Annotated in this window: 17 protein-coding genes; 12 read left to right on the plus strand and 5 right to left on the minus strand. The window is 63.2% G+C overall.

The window, feature by feature from the left end; translation table 11 throughout:
• Positions 1 to 472: 472 nt before the first annotated feature.
• From yfcF to ACZ9H4_RS18715, 4 genes are all read left to right on the plus strand, one after another.
• Positions 473 to 1,105 (plus strand): glutathione transferase, encoded by a 633-nt coding sequence (yfcF, locus tag ACZ9H4_RS18700; RefSeq protein ID WP_408153134.1) that lies wholly within the window; start codon positions 473 to 475, stop codon positions 1,103 to 1,105.
• Between the two features lie 176 nt (positions 1,106 to 1,281).
• On the plus strand, positions 1,282 to 2,247 hold the full coding sequence (gene ftrA / locus ACZ9H4_RS18705; protein ID WP_408324046.1) for a transcriptional regulator FtrA: 966 nt from the start codon (positions 1,282 to 1,284) through the stop codon (positions 2,245 to 2,247).
• A gap of 507 nt (positions 2,248 to 2,754) precedes the next feature.
• Positions 2,755 to 3,702 carry a tetratricopeptide repeat protein gene (locus tag ACZ9H4_RS18710; RefSeq protein ID WP_476120189.1) on the plus strand — a complete coding sequence of 316 codons (948 nt, stop codon included), beginning with the start codon at positions 2,755 to 2,757 and terminating at the stop codon, positions 3,700 to 3,702.
• Between the two features lie 241 nt (positions 3,703 to 3,943).
• The gene (locus ACZ9H4_RS18715) at positions 3,944 to 5,158 is read left to right on the plus strand and encodes a DUF2252 domain-containing protein (protein WP_476120191.1); all 1,215 of its coding nucleotides are present in this window, start codon (positions 3,944 to 3,946) and stop codon (positions 5,156 to 5,158) included.
• A 212-nt stretch (positions 5,159 to 5,370) separates the two neighbouring features.
• Here the strand turns inward: ACZ9H4_RS18715 and ACZ9H4_RS18720 are convergent, their stop codons facing one another.
• The gene (locus tag ACZ9H4_RS18720; RefSeq protein WP_408324042.1) at positions 5,371 to 5,613 is read right to left on the minus strand and encodes a hypothetical protein; all 243 of its coding nucleotides are present in this window, start codon (positions 5,611 to 5,613) and stop codon (positions 5,371 to 5,373) included.
• Between the two features lie 427 nt (positions 5,614 to 6,040).
• Between ACZ9H4_RS18720 and ACZ9H4_RS18725 the strand changes: the two genes are divergently transcribed.
• Together ACZ9H4_RS18725 and ACZ9H4_RS18730 are read left to right on the plus strand one after the other, a co-directional pair.
• The gene (locus ACZ9H4_RS18725) at positions 6,041 to 6,490 is read left to right on the plus strand and encodes an ester cyclase (RefSeq protein WP_408142715.1); all 450 of its coding nucleotides are present in this window, start codon (positions 6,041 to 6,043) and stop codon (positions 6,488 to 6,490) included.
• Between the two features lie 258 nt (positions 6,491 to 6,748).
• A complete protein-coding gene (locus ACZ9H4_RS18730) occupies positions 6,749 to 7,207 on the plus strand; it encodes a hypothetical protein (RefSeq protein ID WP_408142713.1) in 459 nt (152 codons plus the stop codon).
• A gap of 210 nt (positions 7,208 to 7,417) precedes the next feature.
• On the opposite strand, the gene ACZ9H4_RS18735 is transcribed toward ACZ9H4_RS18730, so the two are convergent.
• From ACZ9H4_RS18735 to ACZ9H4_RS18745, 3 genes are all read right to left on the minus strand, one after another.
• On the minus strand, positions 7,418 to 7,801 hold the full coding sequence (locus tag ACZ9H4_RS18735) for a hypothetical protein (protein WP_408153130.1): 384 nt from the start codon (positions 7,799 to 7,801) through the stop codon (positions 7,418 to 7,420).
• Positions 7,802 to 7,958: 157 nt separating this feature from the next.
• Positions 7,959 to 8,606 carry a glutathione S-transferase family protein gene (locus tag ACZ9H4_RS18740; protein WP_476120194.1) on the minus strand — a complete coding sequence of 216 codons (648 nt, stop codon included), beginning with the start codon at positions 8,604 to 8,606 and terminating at the stop codon, positions 7,959 to 7,961.
• Between the two features lie 198 nt (positions 8,607 to 8,804).
• Positions 8,805 to 9,107: a VF_A0006 family four-cysteine protein gene (locus ACZ9H4_RS18745; RefSeq protein ID WP_476120196.1), complete on the minus strand. Its 303-nt coding sequence runs from the start codon at positions 9,105 to 9,107 to the stop codon at positions 8,805 to 8,807.
• A 701-nt stretch (positions 9,108 to 9,808) separates the two neighbouring features.
• Between ACZ9H4_RS18745 and ACZ9H4_RS18750 the strand changes: the two genes are divergently transcribed.
• The 6 genes from ACZ9H4_RS18750 (at position 9,809) to ACZ9H4_RS18775 (ending at position 16,732) form a co-directional block, all read left to right on the plus strand.
• Positions 9,809 to 11,212 (plus strand): GH1 family beta-glucosidase, encoded by a 1,404-nt coding sequence (locus tag ACZ9H4_RS18750; RefSeq protein ID WP_408142704.1) that lies wholly within the window; start codon positions 9,809 to 9,811, stop codon positions 11,210 to 11,212.
• 75 nt (positions 11,213 to 11,287) lie between these two features.
• Positions 11,288 to 12,526: an ABC transporter substrate-binding protein gene (locus tag ACZ9H4_RS18755; RefSeq protein ID WP_476120198.1), complete on the plus strand. Its 1,239-nt coding sequence runs from the start codon at positions 11,288 to 11,290 to the stop codon at positions 12,524 to 12,526.
• A 10-nt stretch (positions 12,527 to 12,536) separates the two neighbouring features.
• Complete coding sequence (locus ACZ9H4_RS18760; protein WP_476120200.1) at positions 12,537 to 13,502, plus strand: carbohydrate ABC transporter permease; 966 nt, start codon at positions 12,537 to 12,539, stop codon at positions 13,500 to 13,502.
• On the plus strand, positions 13,502 to 14,416 hold the full coding sequence (locus ACZ9H4_RS18765; protein ID WP_408153125.1) for a carbohydrate ABC transporter permease: 915 nt from the start codon (positions 13,502 to 13,504) through the stop codon (positions 14,414 to 14,416). The genes ACZ9H4_RS18760 and ACZ9H4_RS18765 overlap by 1 nt, the downstream gene beginning before the upstream one ends.
• A 9-nt stretch (positions 14,417 to 14,425) precedes the next feature.
• On the plus strand, positions 14,426 to 15,631 hold the full coding sequence (locus ACZ9H4_RS18770) for an ABC transporter ATP-binding protein (RefSeq protein ID WP_476120203.1): 1,206 nt from the start codon (positions 14,426 to 14,428) through the stop codon (positions 15,629 to 15,631).
• A gap of 48 nt (positions 15,632 to 15,679) precedes the next feature.
• Positions 15,680 to 16,732: a LacI family DNA-binding transcriptional regulator gene (locus ACZ9H4_RS18775; protein WP_408142694.1), complete on the plus strand. Its 1,053-nt coding sequence runs from the start codon at positions 15,680 to 15,682 to the stop codon at positions 16,730 to 16,732.
• Positions 16,733 to 16,840: 108 nt separating this feature from the next.
• Here ACZ9H4_RS18775 and ACZ9H4_RS18780 read toward each other — a convergent pair whose 3' ends face one another.
• Positions 16,841 to 17,698, minus strand: a complete 858-nt coding sequence (locus ACZ9H4_RS18780) for a PA4780 family RIO1-like protein kinase (protein ID WP_408142692.1) — start codon at positions 17,696 to 17,698, stop codon at positions 16,841 to 16,843.
• Positions 17,699 to 17,922 lie beyond the last annotated feature (224 nt).

A 17,922-nucleotide genomic window follows, 5' to 3' on the forward strand; every position in this document is an offset into this window, starting at 1 on the left:
GCGCGAGGCGGGCGAGCGCCTTCGATTTCGCGGATTTCCCTGAGCGTATTGCGTTGGGCGCGAAGCAAAAGGCTAAGCGCAAAGGGCATCCGGAACGGTGCGCAGACGTGCGGCGTTCGCGGCCACATGGCGTCTGACGAGGCTTTCGGCAGCGTAGTGCGTGCATTTAAAACTAACTAGTCCGTACATTTTAATACAAATGGCTGATTTGCGTTCGGCAGGTCGGCTCTTTCGAATTTTTGAAGACATACGTGAGGGCCTGATTTTGCTTTGACGGAAAAGCCTGGACGGATTTGAGGTAGTCCAATTCAAATGATAACGATCTAGTTAGCCCATTGTCTGGATGTCGTGTCGAACCGGTGAGAGTTTTTTCAAACTGGGTTTTCTCGTGCAGGTGCCCCCGTGATCGAACGCGGTCTGAGCCGGATATCATCGAGGTTCCTCACCAACGTAACCCGCCAGGGAGAGCATCTTGCAGGAAAGTCGTCTTCGTCTATACGCCGATGCCCAGTTCACGAGCCCTTACGCGATGTCGGTCTTTGTGACCCTTCACGAGAAGCGATTGCCGTTTGACCTGTCGAGCGTGGATCTCGGCAGTCAAGCGAACCATGAAGCGAGCTACGCGGCCCGCTCGTTGACACAGCGCGTACCGACGCTCGTGCATGGGGACTTCGCTTTGTCGGAGTCGTCGGCGATCACCGAGTATCTCGACGAAGCGTTTCCAGAAACGCTCGTCTACCCTCAGGACAGATTTCTTCGGGCAAGGGCGCGCCAGATGCAAGCCTGGCTTCGCAGCGATCTGATGCCGATCCGGCAGGAGCGTTCGACGGAGGTGGTGTTCTACGGTCAGGCAGGGGCGCCGCTCACCTTTGCGGCCGAAGCGGCGGCGCGAAAGTTGTTTTCTGCGGCCGAGGCGCTGCTCGCTGGAGATGCGCCCAATCTCTTCGGGAATTGGTGTATCGCCGATACGGACCTCGCGTTGATGCTGAATCGCCTCATCATGCATGGCGATCGGGTGCCGGCACGGTTGATGGATTACGCTGCGCGCCAATGGGAGAGGCCTTCCGTGCAGCGGTGGATCGAGCTGGACCGTCCGCCGCTTTGAATAGACGAGGCCTGGGCTGGATTTGGCCTTTGCCGATCCGGTCTGCCCCGGCCGTTTGGCTCAGAGCCATACCCTCCTGAGACGTGCTGTCTCGCGGGCCCAAAAAGCGCGAGTTCGTCGCATCGCCTCGTCGTCTATTCGACTGGCGCAATTGCAATCTCCAGTAACATTGCGCCATGCACAATCACCTCGTCGTCGCGCTGGCTTACGACCGGCTCTGCACCTTTGAATTCGGCTGCGTGACCGAACTGTTCGCGCTCGAACGTCCCGAGCTCGGCGTCGACTGGTATCGCTTCGCGGTGTGCGCGGTCGAAGCCGGTCCGATTCGCGCGGCGGGCGGCATCACGATCGCCGCGCCATACACGCTGAAGCTGCTGGAGCGCGCCGACACCATCGTCATTCCCGGCTGGCGCGACGCGGACGAAGTGCCGCCCGCACCGCTTCTGAAAAAGATTCGCGCCGCTTATGAGCGCGGCGCGCGGCTGTGTTCGATCTGTTCCGGTGTGTTCGTGCTGGCGGCCGCAGGCGTGCTCGACGGCAAGACCGTCACGACCCACTGGCGCTACGCCGAAAAATTGCAGCAGCGTTACCCGCAGTTGAACGTGCGACCCGACGCGCTCTATATCGACGAAGGCCGGATCATCACGTCGGCGGGATCGGCGGCGGGGCTCGACATGTTGTTGCACCTGGTGCGGCGCGATCATGGCGGCGCGGTGGCGAATCGGGTCGCGCAACGGCTCGTGGTGCCGCCGCATCGCGAGGGCGGGCAGGCGCAGTTCGTGCCGCGGCCGATGCCGCAGGACGAGAGCGGGCGGCTGGCGAAACTGATGGACTGGGTGCGCACGCATCCGGCCGAGCCGCACACGCTGGGCTCGCTCGCGGAACGCGCCGCGATGAGCCCGCGCACGCTGCAGCGGCAGTTTCGCGACGCGACCGGCATGGCGCTCTTCGAGTGGGTCGTGCGGGAACGGGTTGCGATTGCGCGCGAATTGCTCGAAGCGCAGGCTTCGTGGCCGATGGCGCGCGTCGCGCAAGTCGCGGGCTTCGGTTCTGAAGAATCGCTGCGGCGCCATTTTCGGCGCGTCGCGCTGACGAGTCCGGCGGCGTATCGCAAGAAGTTCGGCGCACAGGAGCGTGCCTGAAAAAGCGCGCTTGTGTCGTGTGCGATAGACGGCGGGTATTGGCGATCATTCTATAAACAAAGTAGTGTGCAGCCGCGCGTTCGCAAAAATGGCGCTCGATGCGCGTGGCCTGGCGGTAGCTTCTGGACGCGCCCGTTCCATCGCGCGTCGGCCGCGAACGCCAGCCCCCCACTCGCGGCAGCAACGCGAACCGGCGCTGCGCGGTGTGGCGCGTTGCCGATGTATCGACGTGGCGCGACGCGATGCGATCGCCATGCGCGCGACATAGAGCGTGGCGCGCTGCGGTTTTCCTGTCCGTCGCATGCGAGGCCGGCGACCGGCGGCGCCCGAACGGATTCGCGCAGGCGCCGATTTTCTGTCAGCATCACGGGCAGTGGCCGCGTCAGCGCGGGTGGTGTGAGTCGTGCATGTCACGGGCACAAGACATGTGTTCGAAGCGGCACATCGAAAAGAAACGCCGAAACACATGATCCCCGTCGTATTCTCCTGTTCATGAACGTCAGAACCATGTTCGCCGTGGCTATGCTTGCCGTTCTGGGCGCGAGTGCCGCGCTCATGCCGGCGTTCGCCGTGGCGCAAACGCAAACGCAAACGCAAACGCAAACGCAAACGCAGCAGGCCGATTCGCGCGCCGAGTTGTATCGACGCAACCTGCTGGCAGGCAAGGACATCGCGTGCCGCACGAATGCTTCGTGCGCGGCGCTCGGCGTGGCCGCGCTCGAAGCGGGACGTATCAAGGACGCGCAGACGCTGGTTGCAATGGAAGCCTCGCTCGCCGAGGCCGCCGCGATGCGGGCCGCCGAGGAGAACTCGCCGAAGGCGACCAGTTCGGCGCGCTCGCGCGTGGCGATGGCGCTGGTCCATCAGGGCGACGTGCAACAGAAGCTCGGCGCGTTCCCCGACGCGCGCGCCTACTACCGGAGCGCGGTGAGCCGCGGCGACGACTACCCGAGCGACGCGCTGCTCGGCCGCGCGGTGGCCGCCGCGCGTCAGCGTCTGGAAGCGATTTCGAACAAAGCAGTGGTGACGGGCATACCGCCGCCCGGCGCGCGCTTTAGCCGCTATATGTTCTTTGGCGCGTGGAACAGCATCGACGTGAAGCCGGTGAAAGGGCGACGCGGCGTCTATCGGATCGACGGCGATTTCGTCTATCCCACCGTGGGCCCGGACGGCGAGCCCAGCGCGAACATGGGCAGCATGTCGGCCTATGTGCGGTTCTTCGACGGCGTGGCGCGCGTGCCGATGACCGAGGCCGGCGGCAACGGGCCGATCGACGCCACCGCGAAGATCGGCACGCTCGCGCCGTACGAGCAGCGCGGCGACAAATGCCTGATCGAGTTCAGCCTTTCGGAGCCGGAAACGCTCGACGTGCATACGCGCGGCTCGCCGACGGCGTGCGGTTTCGGGTTCAACGTGAGTGCCGACGGGCGGTACTATCTGATGACGGGGCGCTAGCGCGGCTGTGCAGGTGGCGCTTATCATGCAATGGTCGTGCGAGCGGGGTGGCGGCGATGGCGGCCTGTCGGCAACATCGAGGCCGACGCCCGCGGCGAACACGACGTGGTCCATCCCACGCGGCCGCATGATTCGCTGCGCGAGCATCGAGCATGCGCTGAACCCGCACCGGGCGGCATGAAACCGTATGAAGCCGCTTCCCTGCCACCGAGCCGCATTGCGCTCAACGAACGGAACGCCCATGCCCGACATCGCGAAGATCATCGCCAGTTTCAACGCCGGGCGCGATCCCGAACGGCTCGCGATGAAATACAAAGCCATGCGCAGTTCGCCGTTCGTATTTTTGCGCGGCACCTGTCATCTGTTCTATGAACGTCTGCCGCGCGAGAAGGTGCTCGACGATGCGCCGCCGGTCTGGATTTGCGGCGACATGCATCTGGAAAATTTCGGCAGCTACAAGGCCGACAATCGCCTGATCTACTTCGACAACAACGATTTCGATGAAGCCTGTCTCGCGCCCGCGCTATACGAACTGGTGCGTCTGCTGACGAGCGTGCTGGTCGGCGCCGCCGACCTCAAGCTGAGCCGCGCGCAGGCGCTGGCGCTCTGCCACACGGCGGTGGACGCGTACGGCGCGGCGCTCGCGGTGGGCAAGTCGCGCTGGATCGAGGCGGAGACCGCGGTCGGCATGGTGCGCGATCTGTTCGATGCACTGGCAAGCCGCACGCGCGCGGCGCATCTGGAGCGGCGCACGGTGCTCAAGGGCAAGACACGCGTGCTGAAAGTGGACGGCAAGAAAGCGCTACCCGTGACCGACGAACAGCGCGCGGCCGTCACGCAATTCATGCAACGGTTCGCCGCGAGCGAGCCCAATCCCGACTTCTATCGCATCCTCGACGTGGCGCGGCGGATCGCCGGCACGGGCAGTCTCGGCGTGGACCGCTATGTGATTCTCGTCGAAGGCAAGGGGTCGCCGGATGGCAACTATCTGATCGATCTGAAAGAGGCGCTGCCTTCGTCGCTCACGCCGCATCTGCACACGCCGCAGCCGCAGTGGCAGACCGAGGCGCAGCGCGTCGTCGAAGTGCAGCGGCGCAATCAGGCGGTCTCGCAGGCGTTCCTGCATGCGGTCGATTTCAATCGGCGTTCGTATGTGCTGCGCAGCCTGCAGCCGTCGGAAGACCGGGTTGCGTTGAGCGACTGGAACGGCAAACTGCCGCGGCTCGAAGCGCTGATCAACAGCATGGCCGAGTTGAGCGCGTGGGCGCATCTGCGCAGCGGCGGGCGGCAGAAGTCGTCGATTGCCGACGAGCTGATTGTGTTCGGCAATCGTAAAGACTGGCAGTTGCCGCTGATCGATCTTGCGACGCAATGCGCGACGCAGGTTGGGGACGACTGGAAGGTATATTGCGAGGCTTTTGATCGGGGTGGGTTTGAAGCAGGAGGGAAGGGCTGAGGGGCCAGTGATGCGTTGGCATTCGGCACACCCCGTCGCCCATTCTTCCCGGGAGGACCGATGCGCGGAAAAGCGCAGCGAAACGATAGGCGGCAAAGTCGGCGCGGCCCGTCCGACTCCCCGCTTCTGTTGAACTGCGCCTGTACCCGGCATGTGACAGAGCCGGCGACTGGCTCTCGTCGGCCCTTCCAGGTCGTTGAGAAGTTCGCGTCTTACTGTCCGCTCTCACCCAGGCATGAAACGCTCGCCGTCGGCCCGTCGGCGCCGCACTCCTTCAGAGAAACGTTGCCAGCGTCGCCCGTGGGCTGAGAAAAACACTCTGTTTCGACAGGCTCGATAGCAGCGGTGAGACCGGTCGCCAGCCCGGCATGGTGTTCGAACAAGGCTTTGAGTTCGGGGCGCAGTCCATCGCCGCGTTGGGCTGCGAGTGCATGAAGCGAGAGAAAGGGCAACATTGTTTGACTCCAGTCAGTGAAGGACGGGCGCGCGCTGCGCGAAGGCCGGATTGGCGACCGGACGCCCGCGGGATATATGTGATTCGAGCACACCATTGCTCCCGGGCCGGCCTCGTCTACGGTGCGATCGCATGGACAAGATATGGCAGTGAATCGATGCCGGCACTCCGATTCTTGCTGTCTATTTGCGGTGAGTGCAGGGGACGCCGAACGCAAACCGCTGTGCCGTCGTGTCGCCCTTGCTTGCGCGTGCGCGATGCGCTGCCGCCGAAGTGGCACGTCACCCTCGTCGCCATCGGCCGCGTGTTGGCTTATCGAGTATTCCAGCAAGAAACGGGGGGCAGCGGAATGCTTGTGCCGATAGTGTTCATGCAGAGGGAAGCGATTGCGTTTCCCTCTCTCACCCACTTTCAACGAGGAATTCACCATGTCCAGGGAAGATGACAACAAGGCCGTCGTGGGCCGCTGGTTCACTGATTTCTGGGGCAAGACATGCAACCTCGACATCGTCGATGAGCTTGCTGCTCCTGACATGCTGCTTCAATACTCGCTTCACGAACCGCGCCGTGGCCGCGAGGACATCAAGGCATTCATGACCGATTTCCGCGAAGCGTTCCCGGACCTCAATTTCTGGGGCGCCGCTGATCTCATCGCCGAGGGGGAATATGTGGTTGGCCGCTGGGAAGGTGGCGGCACACATACCGGTCCGGCATTCGGCGATTTCCTCGTGGGATCGTTACCGCCTGCGACCGGTCGGACAATGCGCTTTACCGGCACAACCGTGCTACGGCTCAAAGACGGCAAGATAGTCGAAGAAATCGGGTTGGACGATGGCTTGACCGCGATGCAACAACTGGGACTTGTCAACGCAGCGTGATCGAAGTCGCGGCGCTCGCGCAGTCTTCAGACAGGCGGAGCGCATGCAACCCAGCAGGCCGGGCGCACTCGAATGCAAGCTCGCTCACCACACGAACTCCGTTCGGCATCCAGGCGCAACACGATGCCGATTTTCCACGACACGCCAATGCCACAGAAGGCCTGGGTGCGTGTAGATTAGGGGCTTGTAGTTTGCGACCCGCGAGTGTCTTCGAACCGGTCGCCATCGGAGTCAGTCCTGAATTGCACAGGAGCCGGCATGAACACGAAGCACAGCAAGAAGGGTCATCTCGAAGCCGCGGCGTCGCATCACGAGCAGGCGGCGCGACATCACCGCGAGGCGGCGCGTCATTTCGAGGACGGTCGAGACTTTGCCCACGCCGCACATCAGGCGATGATGGCCCACGGCCACACGCTGCATGCAATCGATCAGGCACACGACGCAGGCGCGCACAACGCCAATACACCGTCGATAACGCCTCCATCGAGCGGCGCGAGCGTCAGTGCCGCGGACGTGGCAAAACATCATGCGGCGGCCGTGGAGCTTCACACGCAGGCGGCGCAGCATATGCGCCACGCCGTCAAGCTCTTCGATCAGGATCGTAGCGCGGTCTCTCACGACGCACAGCTAGCGCTCTCCCTTGCATTGCGCGCCTTATCTCATGGCAACGAAGCGGCCAGGCTATTTGTCAAGCTTGCTGCGAGTGGCGCTTCGTGAGTTAAGGTTGATTCGATTCGCACCACTCACATTGTGTTTCGTAGAGATGCGGAATTCGTTTATGCCGCTTTGTGGCGCGTACGGAAAGCTGAATCGTTTCTGCACGGCATGCGCACCGTACAGCACGACGCCGTCACGCGGATCCACGGTGATGGGCCGTAAAGATCCGCGCATTGATTCCTGCGGCGCAATGAAACGCGCCACGCGAGACTAGGCCTTTCGCTCCAGCAAGTCTGCTGCCTTGGACTTCGCATGCGCGACGGCCTCTTGCGCGTCGAGGAAGACACCGAGCTGCTCCCAGTGCTCTTCGGCCGCGAAAACGCCTTTCATACTGAGCGCCCTTTGAACGCGCAATTGCGCTGCGTACCTGCCGTCTTCCAATGGCCGGGCAGTCGCTATGACCTTATGCGGAAGGTCGGATCTTTCCGGCTGAACCAACTCGACAGGACCGCCAGGTATGCCGATATTTTTCAACTCGTTCCTGGCTTTGCAGTCCGGGCAGTAGAAGTACCACCTCTCGTCCTCGTGAGTGGATCTGACTTGCCCACGAGCCAGCACGGCACGACATTCAACGTTTTCGCAGATGAACGGCATAGCAGTTTCCGGAGTTGTTTGAAGAAATCCTAGCATGTCCATCGACGGCCAACCATTAGCATGTTGCCGTGCCTGAGACTAAGGAAAACCCTCAAGCGCGAGTCGTCGAGGTCGTGTTGTGCGGGCGCGGCGTCGCCATGACGGACGCCGCCGGGAGTCATCTCGCTTGCGCTCTTACCGGGGGCAGTTCAGGCGCGTCGAGCCCTGCGAATGGATCCCGCCAGGCGGGGATTTCCATGAGCCGCGCATGCCAGGCTTCGACGCGCGAGAAATCGGCGAGCGGCAGGCCGGCGAGTTCGGCGAACGGCAACACACAGGCGACGCGAAAATCGGCGTAGGTGGGCTCGCCGCCGACAAGCCAATCCCTGTGCGCGAGATGCTGCTCCAGAATCGCGGCGGAGGACGCGAACTGGCTCAAGCCCTCCTCGACGACCTCGCGCCTCACCGGACCGAGGCCGTAACGCTGTTTGGTCACCCGTTCGAAATGAACCTGATCGCAGGCACGCACGAAATTCCAGTAGCCCCAGCTGATCCAGCGGATGAGGTCCGGCATGGCGTCGCCTGTCGGCCAGAAGTCGGACCTGGCGAGGCGCGAGAGCCGGCAGGCGATCGCGTCCGCTTCCCACAGCGTCGTTTCCCCCTCGACCAGAATGGGAAGGCCCTGGTTTGGATTGAGCTTGAGAAACTTCTCGCTCTCGTCCGGGGAGAAGGGGGACGCGAATTCGAACTCGACCGGTGAGTTCAGATAGCGCGCCACGGCAACGGCGAGGCGCGGGTTGTAGTTGCGGCTGAAATAGAGCTTCATGGGGCTTTTGTTCATGAGGGATCGGTTCGACCTCCTGCTTAGTTGAATGCCTGCTCGAAGACTATCGACGATTCTACCTGCGCCTATGCAACGGACCAGCGGCGCCCCGCACGGTCATTCGCCGTTCGCATCCCAATCGTGCGCGGCCAGCGCGCTCGTCGCGCGGATGGGTTGGCTTACTGAGTAACGAACTATGGCTTACATCTGATTCTTGCGCTGGCATGCCCGCAGGATCTGTTGAATCGCAAATTGGCCTCTCACACTCTGCAAATTCTGCAGGACACACACGTGATACGACCGTTCCCGAGGCAATAGCAGCGCGCCGTTTCTGTAAAGCGCTTCGCACGAGCGTCTGATCTCGTTTGCCGCTATGGTGCTTTGACTATCTCTCAGCGATTGCAGGATGCATTGATCGTAGTCTGGATTGCTGATGCCTTGCGCCAGGACCGGGAGCGGGGATGCGATTATGAGCAAGAAAAGCAGACGGGCGAGTTTGCGCATGGATTTTGGGCGAGACGCAGCGATTGAGACGGGAAATCGTATCACGTTGCCTCTTGATGCTTTTGATGTAATGGCCGGCTGAAACGCGGCTGAAACGCGGCTGAAACCCGGCCGAAACCGCGAATCAGGAACATGCAGGCAATATGGAAAAATGCGAAAAGAGACGCAGATACTGCCGTCTCACATCATCGCTTTATGCAATGCGATTGAATCGGTAGTTCCCGAAATTCCTGCACTTGAAATGCTTTTACTCGAGACGACAATGCGGCCAGGTTTTTCGCGGTTCCGCGAGTAGTAAGAGCCATCAGCCTGAACCCAAAACCATACAGTCCGACGCGTTTCCAAATTCTGCGGCGATCTATCGATGGCAATTGCCCGTCCATCTGCAAGGAGCATGCCTCCGGTCGTCACTGAACGATGAAAAGAAGGGCGTTCAACCATCCCAACCCTCGGCGCTCCGAACCATCGGACCGTAAGCTATGCACAGCTTGCGCTGCCCGAGTTCAGACGCGAGTGAACACGCTTCAGAACCCCATGAACCCAGACGCCGGCCCCGCTCCAGACAAACCCTGATTGCTGCGGTGAATCCGCCGCTGCTATCGTTCGCTGGTCAGTGTGGAAGCGCTTCCACCCAAGCATTTACATGGGTCGAACGACGGCTCCGCCACACCCGGTTCAACGACCTCAGCGCAGGAGAATCCATGGCAAACGACCCATCCGCAGTACTGGATCCGATCTCCCCCCATTCGCTCGCCGATCCTTTCACGCCGCCCGCGGATTCGTCGCTGTGGCGCAAGAACTTCCTGCTCGGCGCGGCCACCGCGTCGTATCAGATCGAAGGCGCGATCCATGAAGACGGCCGCCTGCCGTCGATCTGGGACACCTTCTCGGCGACGCCCGGCAAGGTGCTGGCCGGCGACACGGGCGCCGTGGCCTGCGATCACTACCATCGCTGGGAAGCGGACGTGGACCTGCTGGCGGGGCTCGGTCTCGAAGCCTATCGGCTATCGATCGCATGGCCGCGCGTGATGGACGCGGCGGGCGCGCCGAACCGCAAGGGCATCGACTTCTACAAGCGCCTGCTCGCGCGTCTGAAAGAGAAGGGCATCTCGACCTTCGTCACGCTGTATCACTGGGACTTGCCGCAGCATCTGGAAGATCGCGGCGGCTGGCTCAATCGCGACACCGCGTACCGTTTTGCCGACTACGCCGACCTGATGAGCCGTGAACTGGCCGGCTCGGTCGATGCATGGGGAACGCTCAACGAGCCGTGGTGCTCCGCGTATCTCGGCTACGGCAACGGCCATCATGCGCCGGGCCTCGCCAACGGCCGCTTCGCGACGCAGGCGATGCATCATCTGCTGCTCGCGCACGGTCTCGCCGTGCCGGTGCTGAGGGCCAACGATCCGCGCTCGCAAAAGGGCATCGTCGCCAACATCGGCCGCGGCACGGCCAATAGCGACAGCGCGGCCGACCAGCGCGCCGCGCATCTGTTCGAAGTCCAGCACAACGCGTGGATTCTCGACCCGCTGCTCAAGGGCGAATATCCACAAGACCTGTTCGAATTGTGGCCGGGCACGGAGCCGCTCGTGCTCGACGGCGACATGAAAACGATTTCCGCGCCGCTCGATTTCCTCGGCATCAACTATTATTTCCGCACGAACGTCGCGAGCGACGGCGCGCACGGTTTCAGGGAAGTGCCGCTCGAAGGCGTCGAGCGCACGCAGATGGGCTGGGAAGTGCATCCCGACGGCTTGCGCGACCTGCTGACCGGTTTCAAGGGGACTTACGCCAACCTGCCGCCCATCTATATCACCGAAAACGGCATGGCCTCGGACGATCAGGTGATCGACGGCAAGGTGGACGACAGCCAGCGCATCTCGTTTCTGAAGCGCCATCTCGCCGCGGTCGACGAGGCGATCAAGGCCGGTGTCGAGATTCGCGGCTATTTCCTCTGGTCGCTGATGGACAACTTCGAGTGGGCGTTCGGCTACGAGCGGCGCTTCGGCATCGTGCATGTCGATTACGCGACGCAGAAGCGCACGCTCAAACGCAGCGCGGAGCTGGTCGCGAAGTTTTTGAAGGAGCGGGGAGCGAGGACGTAACGATTGACGGAGCAGCAGGTAGAGCTGGTTGGCATGTCGACTTGAAACACGGGCGCAAAGCCTGGAGGAGACGGAATGAACAGCAAAAAATTGGTCTTGCGAGGCGTGGTTGCGGCACTGGCGTTGTATGGCGTCGTCGCGCAGGCGGAGCCTCTGAAGGCCAACGTGATTCACTGGTGGACCTCGGGCGGCGAATCGGCCGCGATTCGCCAGTTTGCCGATGCGTACAACAAGGCAGGCGGTCAGTGGGTCGACAATGCGGTCGCGGGCGCCGATCAGGCGCGCTCCACCGCGATTAACCGGATCGTCGGCGGCGATCCACCCACGGCTGCGCAATTCAATACGTCGAAGCAGTTTCACGACCTGATCGATCAGGGCCTGCTGAACAACATCGACGAGGTCGCCGCGAAAGAGAACTGGAGCACCATGCTCCCGCCGTCGATCGTCGACAGCATCAGGATAAAGGGCCATTACTACGCGGCGCCGGTCGACATCCACATGCTCGCCTGGTTCTTCTATTCGAAGCCGGTGTTCCAGAAGGCCGGCATCACCGCCGAGCCGCAGACCTACGACGAGTTCATCGCCGATCTCGGCAAGCTGAAGGCCGCGGGCGTGATTCCGCTCGCGCTCGGCGGCCAGCCGTGGCAGGAGAAGATCACGTTCGACGCGGTGCTCGCCGAAGTGGGCGGCACCGATCTGTATATGAAGGTGTACCGCGACCGCGATATGAAGGCGGTGAATTCGGACGCCTTCAAGAAGGTGCTCGCGTCGTTCAAGCGTCTGCACGATTTTGTCGATCCGGGTTCGCCAGGCCGCAACTGGAACGACGCAACCGCGCTGGTGATTACCGGCAAAGCGGGCGTGCAGATCATGGGCGATTGGGCCAAGGGCGAGTTCTCGGCGGCCAATCAGAGCGCGGGCAAGGACTTCGGCTGCTTCCCCGGCTTCGGTCCGCATTCGCCGTATCTGGTGACGGGCGACGTGTTCGTGTTCCCGAAGACCGACAACCCTTCGACGATCAAGGCGCAGAATCTGCTCGCCACGGTGATGACCTCGCCGTCCGCGCAGGTCGCGTTCAGCGCGAAGAAGGGCTCGATTCCGATTCGTCCCGACGTGGACGCCAGCAGTCTCGACATCTGCGCGAAGGAGGGCATCGCGATCATGAAGGACAAGTCGCGCCAGCTGCCGAATGCGGAAATGCTGATCTCGCCCGACACGCAGGGTGCGCTGATCGACGTCGTCACCAACTTCTGGAACAAGAACCAGTCGGTCGACGACGCGCAGAAAGCGTTTGCCAGCGCGTTGAAGAGCTAGGCGGGCGGCGATGCACGCGCTCAAGCTGCCGGCCAACGGCTCCGGGTCCGGCGAGCCGCCCCGCAACGGGCCTCGCCGGAAGCCGCGTCACAAGCCGCTGAAGAAGCGGTTTTCCATCGCGGCGTGGCTCGCGCTGCTGCCGATGATCCTGACCGTCGTGTTCGCGTATCTCGGCACGATGGTCTGGACCGCGCGCGTGTCGCTCAGCAATTCGCGCACGTTTCCTTCCGACACGCTCGTGGGCTTCACGCAATACGTGCGGCTTTTTCATAACGACCGCTGGCTGCAGTCGCTGCAGAACATCGTGGTCTACGGCGCGTGCTTCATCGTCGCGTGCATGGTGATCGGTCTGCTGCTGGCGATCTTCATCGATCAGCGCGTGGTGGCGGAAGGCGCGCTGCGCACGGTGTTTCTGTATCCGTATGCGATGTCGTTTGTCGCGACCGGGCTCGTGTGGCAATGGATCCTCAATCCGGAGTTGGGCGCGCAGGCCGTGCTGCACAAGCTCGGCTTCGCGCATGCGCGCTTCGACTGGATCGTCGATCAGGATTGGGTGATCTACACCATTGTCATCGCGACGGTGTGGCAGGCCTCGGGTCTGGTGATGGCGCTGCTGCTCGCGGGCTTGCGCGGCATCGACGACGAATTGTGGAAAGCCGCACGCATCGACGGCATTCCGCGCTGGCGCGTGTATGCGAGCATCGTCGTGCCGATGCTCGGGCCGTCGATCTCCACCGCCTTCGTGCTGCTGTTCGTGATGGTCGTGAAGCTCTACGATGCGGTGGTCGCGATGACGCAAGGCGGCCCCGGCACCGCGAGCGAAGTGCCGGCCAAGTTCATCATGGATTATCTGTTCGGGCGTGCCAATATCGGTCTCGCGTCGGCGGCTTCGATCGTCTTGCTGGCGACGGTGCTCGCGATTCTCGCGCCGTTCTTCTATGCCCGCGGCCGCGCGGCGCTGCGCAAGGAGGTGTAATGAACACGCTCAGTTCGCCGCTGAAAAGCGGCACGCCGAGCCGGGCGCACAAACGGCGGCGCACGGCATTCACGCCCGCGCGTCTCGGCGTCTACGCGTTCCTGCTGAGCGCGGCGCTGTTCTTTTTGCTGCCGCTCTACGTGATGCTTGTCACCTCGGTCAAGCCGATGAGCGAGATCCGGCTCGGCAATCTGCTGGCATTTCCCGCGCATTTCACGCTCGACGCATGGAGCGCCGCGTGGCAGTCCGCGTGTACCGGGCTCGATTGCAACGGCATCCGGGTCGGCTTCTGGAACTCGGTGCGCATCGTCGTGCCGAGCACAGTGCTGTCGATCGCGGTCGGCGCGGTGAACGGCTACGCCCTGTCGTTCTGGCGCCCGCGCGGCGCGGGCCTGCTGTTCGGCGTGCTGCTGATGGGCGCGTTCATTCCGGTGCAGGTGATGGTCTATCCGCTCGTGCGCGTGCTGGCGAGCGTGCATCTGTTCAGCTCGCTGCCGGGCATCGTCGTGATTCACACGATCTTCGGCATGCCGGTGATGACGCTGCTGTTCCGCAACTACTACGTGTCGATTCCGCAGGAGCTGTTCAAGGCGGCGCGCGTCGACGGCGGCGGCTTCTGGCGCATCTTCGTGCAGCTGATGCTGCCGATGTCGACGCCGATCATCGTGGTCGCGGTCATCATGCAGGTGACGGGCATCTGGAACGACTTCATTCTCGGCCTCGTGTTCGCGGGCACCAAAAACCTGCCGATGACGGTGCAGTTGAACAACATCATCAATACGACGACCGGCGAGCGCCTCTATAACGTCAACATGGCGGCGACCATTCTGACGTCGATGGTGCCGCTCGCGGTCTACTTCATTTCGGGTCGCTGGTTCGTGCGCGGCATTGCGTCGGGCGCGGTCAAGGGATAGGGCAAGGGCATGACAAACGCGGCTGATGTGGGCAATGCGGTAGGCCACGCACTGGGCAATCCGTTGGGGAATGCGGCAAACGAGGCGGGTGCCGACGCGGCAAGCGTGCCCGGCGTCGCGGACGCGGCGGGCCTCACGAACCCGGCCAACGTCGCGGTGCGCAATCTGACCATTCGCCTCGGCGCGAACACCGTGATCGAGAGTCTCGATCTCGACGTGCGCGCCGGCGAGTTCGTCGTGCTGCTCGGGCCCTCGGGCTGCGGCAAATCCACCTTGCTGCATAGCATTGCCGGGCTGATCGACGTGAGCGACGGCAGTATCGAGATCGCGGGCGAAGACATGACCTGGGCCGATCCGAAAGACCGCCGCATCGCGCTGGTGTTCCAGTCGTATGCGCTGTATCCGACCATGAGCGTCGAGCGAAATCTGTCGTTCGCACTGCGCATCAACGGCACGCCGAAGGCGGAGATCGCGCGGCGCGTGGCGCGCGCCTCCGAGATGCTGCAGCTCGGCCCGCTGCTCAAGCGCAAACCGGCGCAACTCTCGGGCGGGCAACGGCAGCGCGTGGCGATCGGCCGGGCGATCGTGCGTGAAGCCGACGTGTTCCTGTTCGACGAACCCCTGTCGAATCTCGACGCCAAACTGCGCACCGAATTGCGCCGCGAACTCAAGCAACTGCATCAGCGCCTCGGCGCGACGATGATCTACGTGACGCACGATCAGGTCGAAGCGATGACGCTCGCCACCCGCATGGCGGTGATGCGCGGCGGCGTGATCCAGCAGTTCGGCACGCCCGCCGAAGTCTACGCGCGCCCCGACAATCTGTTCGTCGCGACCTTTCTCGGTTCGCCCGCGATGAATCTGCTCAAGGGCACGCTGGAGTCGCGCGAAGGGTCGATCGGGTTTTGCGGCGCGCACTGGCGGCTCGACGTGTCGGCCTATGCGTTCAAGAGCGCGCCGCAGCAAGGGCAGCCGTGTGTGCTCGGTGTGCGCGCCGAAGACGTGCGGGTGGGCGAGGGGCTCCCCGAGCGTGCAAAAGTTACGCTGGTCGAGCCGATGGGCAACCACCGGGTCATCTGGCTCGACTATCATGGCGAGCAGGTCGCATCGATCGACCAGAGCAAGACACCGGTCGCGCCAGGAGACAGCGTGGCGTTCTCGTTCGACGCCGCGCATGTCTCGCTGTTCGACGACGCGGGCGGCGCGCGGCTGTAGCGCCGGCGAAGGTGTCGTTGGAATCAACATGGTTTGACGGAGATCCGCGTGGCTACTCTCAAGGATGTCGCGGCACTGGCCGGCGTGGGCATGTCGACTGCGTCGCGCGCCATTTCCGGTAAAGGGCCGATCTCGGCCGATGCCGCTGCTCGCGTGCAGGCGGCGATCGAAGCGCTGAACTTCCGTCCGTCGTCGATCGGCCGCGCGATGGCGACGCAGTCGCTCGGCATGATCGGCATTTTCGTGCCGACCTTCTTCGGCTCTTACTACGGCACGATTCTCAAACAGACTGACGCCGAACTGCGCGCGGTGCGCCGTCACGTCGTGGTGGCGACCGGTTGCGGGGAAGTGTCGCCGCGCGAGCAGGCGATCGAGGCAGTGCGTTTTCTGATTGGCCGCGATTGCGACGGCGTGGTGGTGATCAGCCACGATCTGCACGACGACGACCTGAACATGCTGCATCGCATGCATCCAAAGATGGTGTTCCTCAACCGGGCGTTCGACCAGTTGCCTGAAGCGTCGTTTTGCGCCGATCACCGGCGCGGCGGCGAACTGGCGGCGCGCACGCTGCTCGACTACGGACACCGGGACATCGCGGTGATTTCGGGGCCGTTCAGCGCGTCGGACAATCAGGCGCGGCTCGAAGGCTTCTTCGCCGAACTGGCGCGTGACGGCATTGCGCGAGACGACGTCACGCTGATCGAATCGGACTTCTCGCCGGAGGGCGGCTACGCGGCCACGCAGAAGGTGCTCGATTCGAAGCGGCGCGTGACGGGCCTCTTTTGCGCGAACGACACGATGGCGGTGAGTGCGCTCGCGCGCCTGCACCAGGCGGGCATTGCCGTGCCGGACGAGATGTCGGTGATCGGCTACGACGACGATTACTCGGCCGCTTACGCGGCGCCTGGGCTGACGTCGGTGCACATCCCGACCGCGGAACTGACGCAGAACGCGGTGCGCTGGCTCGTCAACCAGTGCTACCGGACCACGTGGGAGATATTTCGCGAGTTTCCGGTGAGCGTGACGATGCGGGAGTCGATGGGGCGGGCGCCGGGGGCGGGGGCTTCGGTGAAGGCGGAGCGAGCGGGTCGCGTTTCGTAGCGTGTTTGCCTCGTGGGGCCGCTCGTGTGCGGCTCACGGGCGCTTCGGGGGCGCTTCACGTTGCGGCCTTGACGCGTCCTGATGTACGGCAGAAGCGGCTTGCGCGCGTCACGTCCCGCTGCGCAGCGACTCTTCGTAGCGCAGCCGCGCCTCTTCATCGAGCCGCGTATCTTCGAGTTCCTGCAGCACGGCTTCCAGATCGACCGGCGTCGTGTCCTGTTCGACATGACCGGTCAATGTCGTATCGACGTGCAACGCGCCCGCTTCGTACAGCGCCCAGATTTCCTTGCCGTAGCCGGCCTCGAGCAGCGCCGGCGCGAAGCGGCCGAAATACGCGGCCAGGTTGTCGACGTCGCGCTCCAGCATCGCGGGCGCGTCGAGATTGCCCGCGGCATTCACCGCTTGCGGCAGGTCGATGATCACCGGGCCGTCGGCGGCCAGCAGAATGTTGTACTCGGACAGGTCGCCGTGAATCATGCCCGCGCACAGCATCCGCACCACTTCCTTGAGCAGCTGCGCGTGCAATTCGAGTGCGCGTGCTTCGCTCAGATCCACGTCATTCAGACGCGGCGCGACGTTGCCGTCGGCGTCCGTCACCAGTTCCATCAGCAGCACGCCGTCGGTGCAGATGAAGGGCTGCGGCACACGCACGCCCGCGTTAGCGAGTTGGAACAGCGCGTCGACTTCGGCGTTCTGCCACGCCTGTTCCTGCACTTCGCGGCCGTAGCGGCTGCCTTTTTCCATCGCGCGCTGCTCACGGCTGTTCTTGACCTTGCGGCCTTCGCGATAGGATGCGGCCTGGCGGAAACTGCGCTGTTTCGCGTCCTTGTAAACCTTCGCGCAACGGGTGGAATCGCCGCTGCGCACCACGTAGACGGTGGCTTCCTTGCCGCTCATCAACTGCGAGATGACTTCGTCGATCAGGCCTTCTTCGACCAGCGGGAGTAGACGTTTCGGCGTTTTCATGCGACCGCCGGGGAGCGGTGGGCGGTGCGGCGGCGCAGGGTGGGCGCCTGCGAGGGCGTGTGCGGGGGGATTCGGGTCATGCCGGATTATAAGGGAGACCGACGATGCGGCCGGATGGACGGGTGCCAGGCGGCAAGCGGTGTTCGTCAGGGCGGGTTCGAGGCTGAGGTTGCCGAACCAAAATTTGCGCACTCGTGCTTGGCGGGCGAACAGCGAGAGCGAAA

Source organism: Paraburkholderia sp. TE9906, assembly GCF_056279605.1.

Bases quoted from the DNA above. Each gene is read 5' to 3' on its own strand.
- ftrA (WP_408324046.1), top strand. From the start codon at position 1,282: ATGCACAATCACCTCGTCGTCGCGCTGGCTTACGACCGGCTCTGCACC.
- ACZ9H4_RS18710 (WP_476120189.1), top strand. From the start codon at position 2,755: ATGTTCGCCGTGGCTATGCTTGCCGTTCTGGGCGCGAGTGCCGCGCTC.
- ACZ9H4_RS18715 (WP_476120191.1), top strand. From the start codon at position 3,944: ATGCCCGACATCGCGAAGATCATCGCCAGTTTCAACGCCGGGCGCGAT.
- ACZ9H4_RS18720 (WP_408324042.1), bottom strand. From the start codon at position 5,613: ATGTTGCCCTTTCTCTCGCTTCATGCACTCGCAGCCCAACGCGGCGAT.
- ACZ9H4_RS18725 (WP_408142715.1), top strand. From the start codon at position 6,041: ATGTCCAGGGAAGATGACAACAAGGCCGTCGTGGGCCGCTGGTTCACT.
- ACZ9H4_RS18730 (WP_408142713.1), top strand. From the start codon at position 6,749: ATGAACACGAAGCACAGCAAGAAGGGTCATCTCGAAGCCGCGGCGTCG.
- ACZ9H4_RS18735 (WP_408153130.1), bottom strand. From the start codon at position 7,801: ATGCCGTTCATCTGCGAAAACGTTGAATGTCGTGCCGTGCTGGCTCGT.
- ACZ9H4_RS18740 (WP_476120194.1), bottom strand. From the start codon at position 8,606: ATGAAGCTCTATTTCAGCCGCAACTACAACCCGCGCCTCGCCGTTGCC.
- ACZ9H4_RS18745 (WP_476120196.1), bottom strand. From the start codon at position 9,107: ATGCGCAAACTCGCCCGTCTGCTTTTCTTGCTCATAATCGCATCCCCG.
- ACZ9H4_RS18750 (WP_408142704.1), top strand. From the start codon at position 9,809: ATGGCAAACGACCCATCCGCAGTACTGGATCCGATCTCCCCCCATTCG.
- ACZ9H4_RS18755 (WP_476120198.1), top strand. From the start codon at position 11,288: ATGAACAGCAAAAAATTGGTCTTGCGAGGCGTGGTTGCGGCACTGGCG.
- ACZ9H4_RS18760 (WP_476120200.1), top strand. From the start codon at position 12,537: ATGCACGCGCTCAAGCTGCCGGCCAACGGCTCCGGGTCCGGCGAGCCG.
- ACZ9H4_RS18765 (WP_408153125.1), top strand. From the start codon at position 13,502: ATGAACACGCTCAGTTCGCCGCTGAAAAGCGGCACGCCGAGCCGGGCG.
- ACZ9H4_RS18770 (WP_476120203.1), top strand. From the start codon at position 14,426: ATGACAAACGCGGCTGATGTGGGCAATGCGGTAGGCCACGCACTGGGC.
- ACZ9H4_RS18780 (WP_408142692.1), bottom strand. From the start codon at position 17,698: ATGAAAACGCCGAAACGTCTACTCCCGCTGGTCGAAGAAGGCCTGATC.